Annotated in this window: 16 protein-coding genes; 7 read left to right on the plus strand and 9 right to left on the minus strand. The window is 31.7% G+C overall.

All coding sequences use genetic code 11. The features are described 5' to 3' along the window. The first annotated feature begins 7 nt into the window (after positions 1–7). From coaBC to ACTTA0_RS00860, 4 genes are read left to right on the plus strand one after another with little or no spacing between them, the layout of a single operon-like run. A complete protein-coding gene (gene coaBC / locus ACTTA0_RS00845) occupies positions 8–1,213 on the plus strand; it encodes a bifunctional phosphopantothenoylcysteine decarboxylase/phosphopantothenate--cysteine ligase CoaBC (RefSeq protein WP_440675549.1) in 1,206 nt (401 codons plus the stop codon). After that, complete coding sequence (gene dut, locus ACTTA0_RS00850; RefSeq protein ID WP_440675550.1) at positions 1,213–1,650, plus strand: dUTP diphosphatase; 438 nt, start codon at positions 1,213–1,215, stop codon at positions 1,648–1,650. The genes coaBC and dut overlap by 1 nt, the downstream gene beginning before the upstream one ends. Beyond that, positions 1,647–2,402: a HesA/MoeB/ThiF family protein gene (locus tag ACTTA0_RS00855; protein WP_440675551.1), complete on the plus strand. Its 756-nt coding sequence runs from the start codon at positions 1,647–1,649 to the stop codon at positions 2,400–2,402. The genes dut and ACTTA0_RS00855 overlap by 4 nt, the downstream gene beginning before the upstream one ends. Next, complete coding sequence (locus ACTTA0_RS00860; protein WP_440675552.1) at positions 2,393–2,833, plus strand: SH3 domain-containing protein; 441 nt, start codon at positions 2,393–2,395, stop codon at positions 2,831–2,833. Before ACTTA0_RS00855 ends, ACTTA0_RS00860 begins: the two co-directional genes overlap by 10 nt. Here ACTTA0_RS00860 and ACTTA0_RS00865 read toward each other — a convergent pair. From ACTTA0_RS00865 to ACTTA0_RS00880, 4 genes are all read right to left on the minus strand, one after another. Beyond that, positions 2,830–3,423, minus strand: coding sequence for a DUF3501 family protein (locus ACTTA0_RS00865; RefSeq protein WP_440675553.1), 594 nt, complete (start codon positions 3,421–3,423; stop codon positions 2,830–2,832). The two genes, ACTTA0_RS00860 and ACTTA0_RS00865, sit on opposite strands and share 4 nt — an antisense overlap. Before the next feature lie 2 nt (positions 3,424–3,425). Next, on the minus strand, positions 3,426–4,757 hold the full coding sequence (locus ACTTA0_RS00870) for a (Fe-S)-binding protein (protein WP_440675554.1): 1,332 nt from the start codon (positions 4,755–4,757) through the stop codon (positions 3,426–3,428). A gap of 158 nt (positions 4,758–4,915) precedes the next feature. After that, positions 4,916–5,332: a rubrerythrin family protein gene (locus tag ACTTA0_RS00875; protein WP_262590070.1), complete on the minus strand. Its 417-nt coding sequence runs from the start codon at positions 5,330–5,332 to the stop codon at positions 4,916–4,918. Positions 5,333–5,438: 106 nt separating this feature from the next. After that, positions 5,439–5,867, minus strand: a complete 429-nt coding sequence (locus tag ACTTA0_RS00880; protein WP_440675555.1) for a Fur family transcriptional regulator — start codon at positions 5,865–5,867, stop codon at positions 5,439–5,441. 94 nt (positions 5,868–5,961) lie between these two features. Between ACTTA0_RS00880 and fabA the strand changes: the two genes are divergently transcribed. The 3 genes from fabA to ACTTA0_RS00895 are packed head-to-tail and all read left to right on the plus strand — an operon-like array spanning position 5,962 to position 8,462. After that, positions 5,962–6,462, plus strand: a complete 501-nt coding sequence (gene fabA, locus ACTTA0_RS00885; protein WP_428079165.1) for a bifunctional 3-hydroxydecanoyl-ACP dehydratase/trans-2-decenoyl-ACP isomerase — start codon at positions 5,962–5,964, stop codon at positions 6,460–6,462. Beyond that, the gene (gene fabB, locus ACTTA0_RS00890) at positions 6,462–7,673 is read left to right on the plus strand and encodes a beta-ketoacyl-ACP synthase I (RefSeq protein WP_440675556.1); all 1,212 of its coding nucleotides are present in this window, start codon (positions 6,462–6,464) and stop codon (positions 7,671–7,673) included. The genes fabA and fabB overlap by 1 nt, the downstream gene beginning before the upstream one ends. Before the next feature lie 3 nt (positions 7,674–7,676). Beyond that, on the plus strand, positions 7,677–8,462 hold the full coding sequence (locus tag ACTTA0_RS00895) for an enoyl-ACP reductase FabI (RefSeq protein WP_440635116.1): 786 nt from the start codon (positions 7,677–7,679) through the stop codon (positions 8,460–8,462). A 72-nt stretch (positions 8,463–8,534) separates the two neighbouring features. On the opposite strand, the gene pnp is transcribed toward ACTTA0_RS00895, so the two are convergent. From pnp to nusA, 5 genes are read right to left on the minus strand one after another with little or no spacing between them, the layout of a single operon-like run. Continuing rightward, positions 8,535–10,607 carry a polyribonucleotide nucleotidyltransferase gene (gene pnp / locus ACTTA0_RS00900; RefSeq protein WP_440675557.1) on the minus strand — a complete coding sequence of 691 codons (2,073 nt, stop codon included), beginning with the start codon at positions 10,605–10,607 and terminating at the stop codon, positions 8,535–8,537. A 57-nt stretch (positions 10,608–10,664) separates the two neighbouring features. Next, the gene (gene rpsO, locus ACTTA0_RS00905) at positions 10,665–10,913 is read right to left on the minus strand and encodes a 30S ribosomal protein S15 (protein ID WP_075485648.1); all 249 of its coding nucleotides are present in this window, start codon (positions 10,911–10,913) and stop codon (positions 10,665–10,667) included. A gap of 12 nt (positions 10,914–10,925) precedes the next feature. Continuing rightward, positions 10,926–11,294, minus strand: a complete 369-nt coding sequence (gene rbfA / locus ACTTA0_RS00910; protein WP_075485631.1) for a 30S ribosome-binding factor RbfA — start codon at positions 11,292–11,294, stop codon at positions 10,926–10,928. Further along, positions 11,294–13,510 carry a translation initiation factor IF-2 gene (gene infB / locus ACTTA0_RS00915; RefSeq protein ID WP_440675558.1) on the minus strand — a complete coding sequence of 739 codons (2,217 nt, stop codon included), beginning with the start codon at positions 13,508–13,510 and terminating at the stop codon, positions 11,294–11,296. The genes rbfA and infB overlap by 1 nt, the downstream gene beginning before the upstream one ends. Positions 13,511–13,520: 10 nt before the next feature. Continuing rightward, positions 13,521–15,074, minus strand: coding sequence for a transcription termination factor NusA (gene nusA / locus ACTTA0_RS00920; protein WP_440675559.1), 1,554 nt, complete (start codon positions 15,072–15,074; stop codon positions 13,521–13,523). Between the last annotated feature and the right edge of the window lie 23 nt (positions 15,075–15,097).

Raw genomic sequence — 15,097 nt, forward strand, 5'->3', positions numbered from 1 at the left:
TCTGCAAATGAAAAATCTTAATAACAAAAAAATTCTTTTTATTATTTGTGGTGGTATTTCAGCTTATAAAAGTCTTGAAACGATTAGATTATTAAAAAAAAATGGTGCAGAAATAAAAACTATACTTACTTCTAGTGCTAAAGAATTTGTAACTCCATTATCAGTAGCATCATTATCTCAAGGTAAAGTTTATAGTGATTTGTTTAGCTTAGAAAACGAAACTGAAATGGATCACATTTCACTTTCTAGATGGGCAAACATAGTTATCGTTGCACCAACTACAGCAAATACAATTTCAAAATTAGCACAAGGTACTACAGATGATTTGGCTTCTACTGTAATACTTGCTTCAAATAAACAAATTTATTTAGCACCAGCGATGAATGTTAGAATGTGGGAACATAAATCTACAAAGACTAATTTAAAAAAATTAAAAGATTTTGGTTATAAGTTTATTGGTCCAGAAATAGGAGATATGGCATGCGGGGAATACGGAGAAGGTAAGATGTCAGAACCATTAAAAATTGTGGATGAGTTAAACAAATTTTTTTTAAACCAAAGTCAAAATAAAAAATTTAAAGCTTTAGTTACTGCGGGTCCAACAAATGAGTATATCGACCCGGTGCGTTTTATAACAAATAAATCAAGTGGCAAACAAGGATATGAACTAGCTAAATGTCTATCGAAAAAAGGTTTTGATACAACACTGATTTCAGGACCAACTAATCTAGAAGTAGAAAAAGATATTAAACTCATTGAAGTTGAAACAGCAGATGAAATGTTTGCTGCTACACAAGAGAATTTACCTGTAGATGTAGCAATTTTTTCAGCAGCAGTATCAGACTTTAAAGTAAAAAATAAATCTCAATCAAAAATAAAAAAAGAAGAAGCATTAAATTTAAATTTAGAAAAAAATATTGATATTTTAAATTACATATCAAATCATAATTCTATGAGGCCTGAAATTGTGATTGGTTTTGCAGCAGAAACAAACGAAGTTTTAAAAAATGCAGAAGAAAAATTAAATAAAAAGAATTGTGATTGGATAATTGCTAATGATGTTTCTAAAAAAAATATTGGATTTAACTCAGATTATAATGAAGTTGTAATCCACTACAAAAATAAATCTTTAAAAAATGAAGTCCTACCATACAAAAGAAAATCTGAAATTTCTGAAGAAATAGTTGATAGAATAATTGATCAATTAAATTAATGGCAAAAATCCTTGTTAAAAAATTAGATCCTTCAATAGAGCTACCTGCCTACAAAACAGAAGGAGCTTCGGGAATGGATCTTATGGCATTTATAAAAGAACCTATTATACTTAAATCCCAAAATTCTTGTTTAGTTCCAACTGGAATTGCCGTTGCTTTTTCAAATGAATTTGAAATTCAAATACGACCTAGATCAGGTTTAGCAGCAAAAAATAATATTAGTGTTTTAAATACACCAGGAACAATAGATAGTGATTACAGGGGTGAGATAAAAGTAATACTTTACAATCACGGAAAAGAAGATTTTTTAATAAACAATAAAGACAGAATAGCTCAAATGGTTCTCGCACCAGTGATAAAAATGAATTTTGAAGAAACATATGAGCTTCCAGAAACAATTAGAGGCGAAGGCGGATTTGGCTCAACAGGAAAATGAGCAAAAAATTAAACAAAAAACAAATCGAACGTTTTTCAAGACAGATCATATTAAAAAATATTGGTATTTTAGGTCAAAATAAAATTACAAATGCAAAAGTATTAATAATAGGCATGGGTGGTCTTGGGTGCCCAGTAGCAGAATTCTTGACTAGGTCAGGGGTTGGCTCATTAGGAATTGTGGATTATGATCGAATAAGCCTTTCAAATATTCATAGGCAGAGTTTATTCAATCAAAAAGATTTAAATCAACTAAAAGTCAAAATAGCTAAAAAAAAATTAAACAACATTAATTCTTTAACAAAAATAAAAATTTTTAATTACAAATTAAATAAATCTAATTTTCAAAAAATTATTAAAGATTACGATTATATTGTTGATGGAACTGATAATTTTGAAAGTAAATTTCTAATTAATGATTTAAGTTTAAAGTATAAAAAGTTTTTGGTAACTGGTGCTATAAGTAAATTTGATGGTCATATCTTTACATTTAATTTCAAAAATAAAAAAGAACCATGCCTTAGATGTTTTTATCAAGAGGAAAAAATATCAGATGAAATACTCAATTGTGAATATGAAGGAATCCTGGGAACTGTAGCGGGAACAGTTGGCACAATGCAAGCTAATGAAATTTTAAAAAATATTTTAAATACAGGCCAAAGTTTAAACAATTATATTTTAATTATTGATTTATTAAATTTAAATTTTAGAAAAGCAAAGATTAAAAAAAGAAAAAACTGTCTATGCAATTAATTATAAGAATAATTTTAATTTTTATCTTATCAATTTTAACAAGTTCAGCTGATGAAATATTTGTTTCTTTAAAAAAAAATAAAGTAAACGTTAGGTACGGTCCAAGTTTTGATTCAGATGTAAAATATGTTTACAAAAAAATTAACCTTCCTTTAAAACAAATAGATAAAAAAGAAAACTTTAGAAGAATTATAGACCTTAAAAATAATGGTGGTTGGATACATATATCTCAATTAAAAAAAAATAATTCTGTAATAGCAACAAAGGATAAAATTTTATTTAAAAACCCTACATCTTTTGCAAAACCAATTGCTCTTATTAAGGAAGGTAGGTTATTAATATTAGAAAAGTGTGAGCAAGAATGGTGTCAGATAACATCTGGAAAATTTCAAGGTTGGGTTAAAACAGATAATATCTGGGGATTTAATTAACTAAAATCAGCAGAAAGTGACTTTTTGTTCTCTACAGACAGCTTGGTAGTATGGGAATATTCTTTATGATCTATTCCTATTTCAACTTCAATTTCTTCAGATTTAAATTTAGCTATTTGGTCATCTGAAAAATTAAAATGAATAAATTGAACTGAAGAAGCTTTTCCTTCAGCTGATGTTCTATCAACATCTTCCTCTGGTATAGCTTTTATTTTTTCTCCATTAATTTTCATAAACACTGTTTCTTCTATTCCACCCACTTTTCCTAGGAAAGCTGCACGTGATATAGGATTGTCTATTTCAAACATCAAAGTAGCGGTTAATTCTTTACCATTTGGAATTAGAGGATTGTATGCTGACAACTCATCTTTAAGTTGTTCATCTCCGCCTTTTTCAATATATAACATTTCTTGAACTTGAGCTAACATTGTCTCGTAACTTTCAAAATAAAAAGTTGCATAAGGACCTAATGCAATTCTTCTATTTTTTTTAAAATCAACAATATTTTTTCTCAGTTCTCTTCTATTTTTTGTGTAAACATCCAATGGCATGATGTCTTCTTTTTGTATCTCTCTTTTTTCTCTTGGCATAATCATAATTTATAACTTTTAGCCATCAATTCGATAGGATGTAGTGCCTCATCATTGGAGATGTTAGTATCCACTTCAAGCTGCTTTAGGTGCTTACCTGCTAAAGGACAATCAGAAGCCATGTACTTGTTATTTTTTGTTTTAATTTGTCTTGCAGTTGGTCTTCCTACTTTATTGGCCAGATCATGTGTTTCTTTCATCACACCAAAAGTTCCACCATGCCCAGCACATTTCTCTACAACATCAATTTTAACATTCGGGATAAGTTTAAGCATGTCTCTCGCTTTGATACCCATGTTTTGTGCTCTTGCGTGACACGCATGATGCACTGTCACTCCACCATCTATTTCTTGTAAACCATCTGCTAATCCCTCATTGTTTGCAATATCAACAACATACTCATCAATATCCATAACGTTTGCAGATAATTTTTTTATTTTATCATCATTAGGTAAAAGCAATGGCCATTCAAATTTTAACATTAAACCACAACTAGCAGTTAAGGTAACAACTTTGTAACCTTTGTTAATCCATTCCATTAAATCTTTAGAAACTTTTTTAGCCTGTTCCACAACTTTAGGAAGATCAGCTTGCTCTAAGAATGGCATTCCACAACATCCAGGATAGGCTTCTTGAACTTCTACACCATTTTTCTTTAAAACTTTTAAAGCTGCAACACCCGTATTTTTTTTATTAAAGTTAACAAAACAAGTAGAATAAATTACAACTTTTCTATCATTAGTTTTTGTATCATAGTTTATTTTGTCATTATTTTTCTTAAAAAAGTTAGAAAAAGTTTCTGAATTGTATTTTGGAAGTTGAACCCTTTTATCGATACCCGCAACTACCTCTAATATTTTTCTGAAAAACTTATTTTTTATATCTGATGCCCAATTAATTATTTTAGAAAATAAAACCCCAATTTTTGCGTTTCTATCTATTTGGGCTAATTGCATTGGAACACTTGGTAATTTACCTAATTTTTTCTGTGCCGTTCTGTACCTCAACATTAAATGAGGGAAATCAAGATCAAAATCATGAGGAGGTACATAAGGACATTTGGTCATAAAACACATGTCGCAAAGAGTACAGGCATCAACAACCGGAGCAAATTGCTCACTTTTTAAACTTTCTACGTCTTCATTTTCAGACTCATCAATCATATCGAACAATTTTGGAAAGGAATCACAAAGATTAAAACATCTTCGACATCCATGGCAAATATCAAACACTCTTCGCATTTCTGCATCTAATTTTTCAGGATTTAAAAAATCTGGATGCTCAAAATCAATAGGGTGACGTATTGGGGCGTCTAGACTTCCTTCTTTGCTCATACGATTATATTAGAAATAATAATTAATGATAAAGAAACTAATACGACTGGTTCATTAAACCAATCTTTTATTAGTTGTAAAAGTTGCTCTTTCATTTTTTTGATTTTAGAAATTTTGTTAAATTTAGTGGGCGGTAAACGCCCACTAATGAATATTATTTAGGCAATAGACTCTAAAGTTTTTTGAAATTTACCAGCATGAGATTTTTCAGCTTTTGCTAAAGTCTCAAACCAATCTGCAATTTCTTCAAAACCTTCTTCTCTTGCAGTTTTAGCCATACCTGGGTACATGTCAGTATATTCATGCGTTTCTCCCTCAATTGCTGAAGCTAAATTTGCTTTAGTTTCACCAATTGGTTTCCCAGTAGCTGGATCTCCAACTTGCTCAAGGTATTCTAAGTGACCATGTGCGTGACCAGTTTCACCTTCTGCTGTTGATCTAAATACTGTAGCTACATCATTGTAACCTTCGATGTCAGCTTTTTGTGCAAAATAAAGATATCTTCTATTTGCTTGACTTTCACCAGCGAATGCTGCTTTTAAGTTCTCTTCTGTTTTACTTCCTTTTAAAGACATTTTTTTCTCCTTAATTTAACTTTATAGACCATATAGTGTCTAAAACTTTAATGTCAATAGTTTAGAATTATTATAATCTAGATTTTATATAATTGATTTAATTGAATTATTTTTGAGTTTGATTATCACTCGCAACTTTAACCAAAACTTCAACTGAATTTATTTTTTTTCCTGTAATATTTTTTTTAATATTTACTGGGTCTATATCATTTTCATCACAATCTATTAGCTGGTGAGTATCTTCATCATAAAAATGATGATGAACAGATGTGTTTGTGTCAAAATAACTTTTATCGCTGTTAATTGAAATTTCTTTTAAATAACCTTTTTTCTTAAATGCATGAACAGTATTGTAAACTGTTGCTAAAGAAATTTTTTCATTCATCTCCTCAGAAATCATTTTTACGAGATCATTGATTGTAAAATGAAAAGTTTTTTCTCTATTAAATAGAACTTCACACATTTTAACCCTTTGTTTAGTGGGTCTAAGTCCTAAATCTCTTAATTTTTCAACAAAATTACAGTTTTTTACCATTATATTTTATAATTATTCTAATGTATGAATAAAAATATACAGTTTTATTATATTATATTGGCATTAAATCAAGTAATAAGGTTTCTCAAAAAATATGAAAAAAAATTCCTACTCATATGACGATCTAATAAGTTGTGGAAATGGTGATCTTTTTGGACCAGGTAATGCAAAATTACCACTTCCTCCAATGTTGATGTTTGATAGAATAACTGAAATCAACGAGAATAATGGAGCTTTCAATAAAGGCTCTTTAAAGGCTGAATTAGATATAAAAAATGATCTGTGGTTTTTTGACTGTCATTTTAAAGAGGATCCAGTCATGCCTGGGTGTCTAGGTTTAGATGCTATGTGGCAACTAGTTGGATTTTTTCTTGGCTGGTTAGGAAATCCTGGCAAAGGTAGAGCTCTAGGAGTTGGTACTGTAAAATTTACTGGTGAAGTTTTACAAAATGTTAAAAATGTAAGGTACGAAATAGATATGAAAAAAATTATGTCGCCAGGTGGAACAACTGTTGGTCTTGCCAATGGAATTGTACTTGCTGATGACAAAAAAATATATTCAGCAGAAAGTTTGAAAGTGGGGTTATTTAAATAATGAGAAGAGTAGTAGTTACAGGATTAGGAATTGTCTCTTGTTTGGGAAACAACCAAGAGGAAGTTCATCAATCATTAATTAATTCAAAATCAGGAATTTCTTATGCTGAGGAATATAAAGAACATAATCTTAAAAGTCATGTTCATGGCAAACCAAATATAAAATTAGAAGATCATATTGATCGAAAAACAATTAGATTTATGGGTTCAGGTTCAGCTTATAATTATATTGCAATGAAAGAGGCTATTGCTGATTCTGGATTAGAAGAAACTGAAGTTAGCAATTTTAAAACTGGAATCGTTATGGGTTCTGGTGGTCCATCAATTGAAAATGTTATTTTAGCTGCGGATAAAACGAGGGCTAAAACTCCAAAATTAATGGGACCGTTCATTGTTCCAAGAACAATGGCAAGTACAGCTTCTGCAACACTTGCTGTTCCATTTAAAATTAAAGGAACTAACTACACAATGAGTTCTGCTTGCGCAACAAGTGGCCACTGTATTGGTAATTCAATGGAATTAATTCAAATGGGCAAACAAGATGTTGTTTTTGCAGGTGGAAGTGAAGAAGTTCATTGGGCTATGACAGCAATGTTTGATGCGATGACTGCTTTATCATCAAAATATAATGATGCTCCCGAAACAGCATCAAGAGCATATGACAAAACAAGAGATGGTTTTGTAATTGCAGGTGGTGCAGGTGTGTTAGTGCTAGAGGAATATGAACACGCTAAAGCAAGAGGTGCTAAAATATACGCAGAATTAACTGGTTATGGAGCAACTTCAGATGGATACGATATGGTAGCTCCATCAGGAGAAGGTGCTGTCAGATGTATGCAAATGGCAATGTCTACTGCTAAAAATAAAATTGATTATATCAATACTCATGGAACTTCTACTCCAGTTGGAGATATCACGGAGCTAAATGCAGTTAAAAATACTTTTGGAGACAATATCCCAAAGATTAGTTCGACAAAATCTTTATCGGGACATCCACTTGGTGCGGCTTCAGTTCATGAAGCAATTTACTGTTTGATAATGATGAAGAATAATTTCATAGCTAGCTCTGCAAACATAAGTGAGATGGATGAAGAAGCTAAGAAATTTCCTATAGTTTCAAAAACTGAAACGGGAGCAACTTTAAATACAGTAATGTCAAATAGCTTTGGTTTTGGTGGAACTAATGCAGCTTTAATTTTTGAAAAGGTTTAATTTATGAGTTTAATGAAAGGTAAAAAGGGATTAATCATGGGTGTTGCAAATGAAAGATCTATTGCCTGGGGTATATCTCAAAAACTTGCTGAAGCAGGGGCAGAACTAGCATTTACATATTTAGGCGATGCTTTGAAAAAAAGAGTAGTTCCTTTAGCAGAAAAATTAAATTCAAACGTTACATTTAGTTGTGATGTTGAAAAAAAAGAAGAGGTTGTAAAATTATTTGAAGATATCAAATCCCAATGGGGTGAAATTGACTTTGTAGTTCATGCAGTTGCTTTCTCTGATAAATCAGAATTATCAGGTGAATATTTAAATACCACTAGAGAAAACTTTTTAAGAAGTATGTTAATCTCATGCTTTTCATTTACTGAAGTAGCAAAAGAAGCCTCAAAGGTAATGAAACAAGGCGGAAGTTTATTAACTTTAACTTACGAGTCTACTAAAGCAATTCCAAATTATAACGTAATGGGTGTTTGTAAATCAGCTTTAGAAGCTAGTGTTAAGTATCTAGCTCGAGATTTGGGTGCCAGGGGCATGAGAGTAAATGCAATAAGTGCAGGCCCTATTAAAACATTAGCAGCTTCTGCGATTGGAGATGCAAAATTCCTATATAAATGGAATGAAGACCATTCTTTTCTCAAAAGAAACGTAGATATCCATGATGTTGGAAATTCAGCATTATATCTATTAAGTGATCTTGCAAACGGAGTTACTGGTGAAATTCACTATGTAGATGCAGGATATAACAAAGTTGGAATGCCTGACCCAAAGAATATTAGCTAAATTTAGTTAATTTTAGTTAAAAAAAACCCCCAGAACTCTCATTCCAGGGGTTTAGAATTTTAATTTAGGATATTACTCAGCAGCTTGTTTCATAGAAAGTTTAACTTTACCTCTATCGAAACCAATCACTTTAACTTTAACTTCATCACCCTCTTTGACAACATCAGTTACTTTAGCAACTCTTTTGTCTGCAAGTTCTGAGATATGAACAAGCCCATCTTGTTTTCCTAAGAAATTAACAAATGCACCAAATTCCATAATCTTCATTACTTTACCTGAATAAATTTTATTCAGTTCAGCTTTTGCGGTTATGTCTTTAATCATCTGCATTGCGATGTTTCTAGACTCTTCATCTGGAGCAGCAACTGTTACCACACCTTCGTCATTTACATCTACTTTCGCACCTGATTTTTCAACTATCTCTCTGATTGTTGCACCACCTTTTCCAATTACAGCAGCAATGTCTTTTTTATCAACATTAACTTGTTCCATTTTTGGAGTATGTTTTCCAACATCGGATCTTGAAGCTGACAATGCTTTATTCATCTCTCCTAAGATATGAACTCTTCCATCTTTAGCTTGGCTTAATGCTTGCTCCATGATTTCAAATGTAATACCTGTAATTTTGATATCCATTTGAAGAGAAGTAATTCCATCTTTAGTTCCAGCAACTTTAAAGTCCATATCACCTAGGTGATCTTCATCACCTAAAATATCTGATAAGACACTAAAATCATCGCCTTCTTTAATTAAACCCATTGCAATACCTGCAACTGGCTCTTTGATTGGCACTCCAGCGTCCATTAACGCTAAAGACGTTCCGCAAACAGTAGCCATTGAAGAAGAACCATTAGACTCAGTTATTTCTGAAACCACTCTAAAAGTATATGGAAATGCCTCTTTAGTTGGTAATGAGGAGTTAATAGCTCTCCAAGCTAATTTACCATGTCCGATTTCTCTTCTACCAGTTCCAATTCTTCCAGTTTCTCCAACTGAAAAAGGAGGAAAATTATAGTGAAGCATAAATCGTTCCCTCTGAAGCCCATCTAAACTTTCAATTCTTTGTTCGTCATCAGAAGTCCCTAAAGTTGCTACAACAATTGCTTGGGTTTCTCCTCTAGTAAATAATGCAGAACCATGAGCTCTAGGTAAAATACCCACTTCACACTCGATAGGTCTTACATCAGATAAACCTCTTCCATCAATTCTATTTTTATTTTTTAGAATATCAGTTCTAACAATTGATTTTTCTAAGCTTTTTAGCTGACTGTTAACATCAAGATCTGTATATTTTTCATCTTCCTCATAAAGTTTTTTAGCTTTATCAGTAATTTTGGAAATTTGATTTGATCTATCTTGTTTATCTCTTGTAGCAAAAGCTTTTTTAAGATCTTCAGTAAAAGTTTCCTCAAGTTTTTTCTTAACTTCAGATAAATCTTTTTTCTCAACTGTCCATTCAGGTTTTCTACATTCTTTTGCAAGCTCCTCAATCATTTCAATCACTGGAACAAAGCCTTCATGACCAAATTTAACTGCGTTTAACATTTCCTCTTCAGTTAAACCGCTTGCTTCTGACTCAACCATAAGCACAGCATCTTTTGTACCCGCTACAACCAAATCTAATTTCGATTTTTCTAACTCTGCTTTAGATGGGTTTAAAACATATTTTCCATCAATAAATCCAACCCTTGAGGCCCCTACAGGTCCCATGAAAGGCATTCCTGATATAGCTAATGCTGCTGATGAAGCAGTGATTGATAAAATATCTGGTTCGTTTTCTTTGTCGTATGAAATTACAGTTGGTAATAACTGTACTTCATTTTTAAATTCATCAGGAAACAAAGGTCTGATTGGTCTATCAATTAATCTAGAGATTAATGTTTCGCTCTCAGTTGGTCTTGCTTCTCTTTTAAAATATCCACCTGGTATTTTTCCAGCTGCATAATATTTCTCTTGGTAATTTACAGATAATGGAAAGTAATCCATATCAGGATTTACTTTTTTTGCCCCCACTACTGTTGCTAGTACGACTGTCTCTCCACATGTTGCGATTATTGCACCGTCTGCCTGTCTTGCTACTTTACCTGTTTCTAAACTTATCTTTTTTCCTGCTACTTCAATTTCCTTCTTGTATACTTTAAACATTTCATTTCCATTTCGTTTCGTTCGTTTCGTTCCATTCCGTTCTATCTATCTTGACTTCTATTTTCTTAAATTCAATTTCGACAGTACATTTTTGTAAGAATCCATTTTGTTTTTCTTTAGGTATTCTAACAATTTCTTTCTTCTATTTACCGCTCTCAACAATCCAACAGATGAATGTTTATCCTTCTTGAATTGCTTAATATGCTTAGAGAGAGTTTCAATTTTCTCTGTTAGCAAAGCGATTTGGATTTCTGAAGATCCAGTATCTTTATCATGCATTGCTAATTCTTGTGCCTTTTTATTCATGCCTCTTTCTTCCTATTTATTTGTTTGTTTTATTAAGTTTTCTATTTTTTCCGCATACTCAAAAGACTCATCTTTTCTAAAAAGTAATTTTGGTAAAAATTTCATAACCACTTTTTGTGATAAAATTTTTCTTATTAAAAATGAGTATTCTTTCAAAACATTAATTGTTTCCTCAGCATCTTTTCCTCCCAATGGAAGAACATATGCTTTAGCAATTTTTAAATCAGGACTCATTCTAACCTCAGTAACTGTTATAGTATTTGTTTCTAAATTTGGCACCTTAGCCTCATTTCTTATAAAAATCATGCTTAAAGACTGCTTAATCATTTCTCCAACTCTAAGCTGTCTTTGTGATACTGGTTTTCCTATTCTATCAGCCATTAAATCGATCTCTCTTTAGATGTAACACTAAATGCCTCTATTGTGTCGTTTTTTTGGAAATCCATATAATCTTTAACAGTAATTCCACATTCTTGACCATCACTAACTTGTTTTACTTGGTTTTTTTCTCTGAAAATTGTTGAAACTTTTCCTGTGTAAATTATTGCACCGTCTCTAATAATTCTTACATCGGAATTACTATTTATTTCACCTTCAGTAATTTTTGAACCTGCAACTTTTCCAGCACCTGAAACTTTGAATATCTCAAGAATTTGTGCTGTTCCAGTAATTGTTTCTTGAACATCAGGAGATAATAGTCCAGACATTTTTTGTTTAACATAGTCCAACACCTCATAAATGATATTGTAAGAAGAGATTTTTATTTTTTCATTTTCAGCAAGTTTTTTAGCCTCTTTACTCGGTTTTACATTAAAGGCTATAAGAACAGCATTAGATGCTTTAGCCAATGTAACATCAGTTTCTGTTACCATTCCTATATCTGCTAATATTATTTTTGGCTTGACTTCTTCGTGTTTAATTTGAGCAATTGCATTTTTGATAGCCTCTGATGATCCTTGTACATCAGATTTAATAATTAAATTTAATTCCTCTGAAGATTTGTCTGAAAAAGCAGAATCCTGTGTCGCAAACGTTAATGGGTTTTTTCCATCTTTACTCTCTTGAGCTCTATTTTCACTCAGAGTTTTAGCTTCTTTTTCAGTATCTAAAACAATAAAATCATCTCCAGCTTTAGCAGCACCATTTATACCCAAAACTTCTATAGGAGTTGAAGGTGGAGCCTCGCTAATATTTTGACCTTTATCATTAATAATTGCTCTAACCTTTCCCCATTTTAAACCACTTACAAAAAAATCACCTTTTTTAAGAGTACCTGTCGTTACAATAATATTTGCAACAGGACCTCTTCCAACATCTATTTTTGACTCTAATACGATACCTGTAGCTTTAGATTCATAATCTGTTTTAAGATCTAATATTTCAGCTTGTAAAATTATAGACTCAACTAACTTATCTAAGTTTTGTTTTGTTTTTGTTGAAACCTCAACCATTAAAGTGTCTCCAGATAAATCTTCTGCAATTAACTCATGTTCAAGTAGTTGGTTTTTAATTTTCTGCGGATCAGCTTCTGGAAGATCGCACTTATTTATTGCAACTACTATTGGAACATTTGCAGCTTTTGCGTGTTTAATAGACTCAACTGTTTGTGGCTTCACTCCATCATCAGCTGCAACAACTAAAACAACTACATCTGTTAATTTAGAGCCTCTAGCTCTCATTTCTGTAAAAGCTGCGTGACCTGGGGTATCTATAAAAGTTAATTTATTATTTTGACTTTCAATTTGGTATGCTCCGATATGTTGAGTAATTCCACCAAACTCTCCTGAAACAACATTAGCACTTCTTAAAACATCTAAAACAGAAGTTTTACCATGATCAACATGGCCCATAACAGTAACAATAGGTGGTCTATTTTTTAAATTTTCTACTCTAGTAGCTTTTATTTTTTGAATAATTTCCTCTGCTTTTTCCTCTCTTATTGGATTATGTCCAAATTCCTTAACTAGAAATTCAGCTGTATCAGCGGCTAAAGTTTGATTAATTGTTACAGTCACACCCATTCCAAATAAATATTTAATTACATTGCTAGACTGTTCTGCCATTCTATTTGCTAACTCTCTAACAGTTATTGCCTCTGGAATATTGATGTCTCTTTTAACTGGTTTTGGATTTTCTTGTGCCTCTTCTTTGGAAGAGTTTTTCATCTCTTTTTGTCGAGCTCTTTTAACTGATGCTAAACTTCTTTCTCTTGCTTCTATTTCGTCACTTAATGCTCTTGAAACAGTTAATTTTAATTCTCTTTTTTTTGTTCCAGCTTTTAATGTTTTTTTATCTTTTTCACTATCTCCCTTTAGTCTTTTGGTGGCTCTTTGCTCTGCCAGTTTTCTTCTTTCAAAATCGCTTGTAATTGGAGGAGATTTCGGTGCAAAAGACGGTTTTGATAGTGCGCCTCTATTAAATGAAGTGGTAGATTTTGGTTTTCCTGCACCAGGTCTAAACGATCCACCTCTATTAGTGAATTTTCCACCTTGTTTTTCAATTACTCTAGAATTTTTTCCTTGAGTTTTAGCTATCTCAATATTTCTTATAGATTTCTTTGCAGAGCCGGATATTGTTAATTTTGTTTTTTTCTCCATTGCTCATCTCTCAATCTTTATAAATTATATTTCTAGCAGACATAATTAATTCATCTGCCTCTTCTTTAGATAAAGCAAAATCCTCTAGATAACCATGAATTTTAACTCTCTCTCCTTTAACTACATCGTAGCCACCAGTAAGTTCATCAGATGCTAGATCTGCAAAATCTTCTAATGTTAATATTTTTTGTTCACCCAATGTAACTAGCATTCCTGGAGTTAGACCTTCAAGGTTGATAAGAGCATCTTGTAGACCAAGCTCTTTAATTCTTTCCGATATATCTTCTTGGTCTTTTTGATGAAACTCTTTTGCTCTATCAATTAACGCAATAGCTGTTTCTTCCTCAATTCCCTCTATTTTAGTTAAATTTTCTGGCAAGCTATCTTTAATATCGTCTATTGTTGAAAAACCTTCGGCAACTAATAACTGACCTAAAGTTTCATCTAATTCTAAATTTTTAACAAAGTTATCTGTCTTTTCTTTAAATTCTAATTGTCTTCTCTCGGAGTCTTCTGCATCAGTCATAATATTGATTTCATAATTTAACAATTTAGTTGCCAATCTTACATTTTGACCCCTTCGACCAATCGCTTTACTCAAATTTTCTTCAGTTAAAATCACATCAAGTTTTTTTCTTTCTGCATCAACATTAACTCTTTGAACTTCTGCAGGCGACAAAGCATTTGATACTAATATTGCAGCATCCTCTGACCAATTAACAATATCAATTTTTTCTCCTTGAAGTTCATTTACAACTGCCTGAACTCTAGAACCTCTCATACCAACACAAGCTCCAACAGGGTCTAATGATGTATCAACTGCTTTAACACAAATCTTTGCTCTACTTCCAGGATCCCTTGAAGAAGATTTAATTTCGATTAATCCATCATATATTTCTGGCACTTCTTGAACAAAAAGTTTTTCCATAAATTTTGGGTGAGCTCTAGACAAGAAGATTTGTTGACCTCTTGGCTCTCTTCTTACGTCATAACAATAAGCTTTTACTCTATCACCAGCTTTAATATTTTCTCTAGGAATTAATTCATTTTTTTGAATGATTGCTTCTGTTCTACCTAGATCAACAATAACACTTCCAAATTCTAATCTCTTAACAATACCACTTAAAATTGTATCTTTTTTATCAATAAAGTCATTAAATTGTCTTTCTCTCTCTGCTTCTCTAACATTAAAGCTTATTACCTGTTTTGCAGTTTGAGCAGCTATTCTACCAAAATCAAAAGATGGTAATGGCTGAAGAACTTCATCACCGATTGACTTATCTTTATTATTTTCATTAAGACTTATCGCATCTTCTAATTTTATTTCTGTATTTGCATTTTCAGGATTTTCAGAAATAACAAGTTTTCTGAACAATTCTATATCTCCATTATCTCTATTGATTGAAACTTTAATTTCATTTTCTTGACCAAACTTAGATTTAGCTGCTTTAGCTATTCCTGTTTCCATAGAACTAATTATAAGTTCTTTATCTATCGATTTTTCCAAAGCTACTGCTTCAGCAATTCTTAATAATTCTAATTTATCTGCTCTTTTATTTAACATTTTTTATCTGCTCCAAAAAAAAA

Origin of the sequence: Candidatus Pelagibacter sp. HIMB1593, from assembly GCF_052047755.1 — a bacterium.
In the GTDB taxonomy this organism is placed as follows: Bacteria; Pseudomonadota; Alphaproteobacteria; order Pelagibacterales; family Pelagibacteraceae; genus Pelagibacter.

Bases quoted from the DNA above. Each gene is read 5' to 3' on its own strand.
- coaBC (WP_440675549.1), top strand. From the start codon at position 8: ATGAAAAATCTTAATAACAAAAAAATTCTTTTTATTATTTGTGGTGGT.
- dut (WP_440675550.1), top strand. From the start codon at position 1,213: ATGGCAAAAATCCTTGTTAAAAAATTAGATCCTTCAATAGAGCTACCT.
- ACTTA0_RS00855 (WP_440675551.1), top strand. From the start codon at position 1,647: ATGAGCAAAAAATTAAACAAAAAACAAATCGAACGTTTTTCAAGACAG.
- ACTTA0_RS00860 (WP_440675552.1), top strand. From the start codon at position 2,393: ATGCAATTAATTATAAGAATAATTTTAATTTTTATCTTATCAATTTTA.
- ACTTA0_RS00865 (WP_440675553.1), bottom strand. From the start codon at position 3,423: ATGCCAAGAGAAAAAAGAGAGATACAAAAAGAAGACATCATGCCATTG.
- ACTTA0_RS00870 (WP_440675554.1), bottom strand. From the start codon at position 4,757: ATGAGCAAAGAAGGAAGTCTAGACGCCCCAATACGTCACCCTATTGAT.
- ACTTA0_RS00875 (WP_262590070.1), bottom strand. From the start codon at position 5,332: ATGTCTTTAAAAGGAAGTAAAACAGAAGAGAACTTAAAAGCAGCATTC.
- ACTTA0_RS00880 (WP_440675555.1), bottom strand. From the start codon at position 5,867: ATGGTAAAAAACTGTAATTTTGTTGAAAAATTAAGAGATTTAGGACTT.
- fabA (WP_428079165.1), top strand. From the start codon at position 5,962: ATGAAAAAAAATTCCTACTCATATGACGATCTAATAAGTTGTGGAAAT.
- fabB (WP_440675556.1), top strand. From the start codon at position 6,462: ATGAGAAGAGTAGTAGTTACAGGATTAGGAATTGTCTCTTGTTTGGGA.
- ACTTA0_RS00895 (WP_440635116.1), top strand. From the start codon at position 7,677: ATGAGTTTAATGAAAGGTAAAAAGGGATTAATCATGGGTGTTGCAAAT.
- pnp (WP_440675557.1), bottom strand. From the start codon at position 10,607: ATGTTTAAAGTATACAAGAAGGAAATTGAAGTAGCAGGAAAAAAGATA.
- rpsO (WP_075485648.1), bottom strand. From the start codon at position 10,913: ATGAATAAAAAGGCACAAGAATTAGCAATGCATGATAAAGATACTGGA.
- rbfA (WP_075485631.1), bottom strand. From the start codon at position 11,294: ATGGCTGATAGAATAGGAAAACCAGTATCACAAAGACAGCTTAGAGTT.
- infB (WP_440675558.1), bottom strand. From the start codon at position 13,510: ATGGAGAAAAAAACAAAATTAACAATATCCGGCTCTGCAAAGAAATCT.
- nusA (WP_440675559.1), bottom strand. From the start codon at position 15,074: ATGTTAAATAAAAGAGCAGATAAATTAGAATTATTAAGAATTGCTGAA.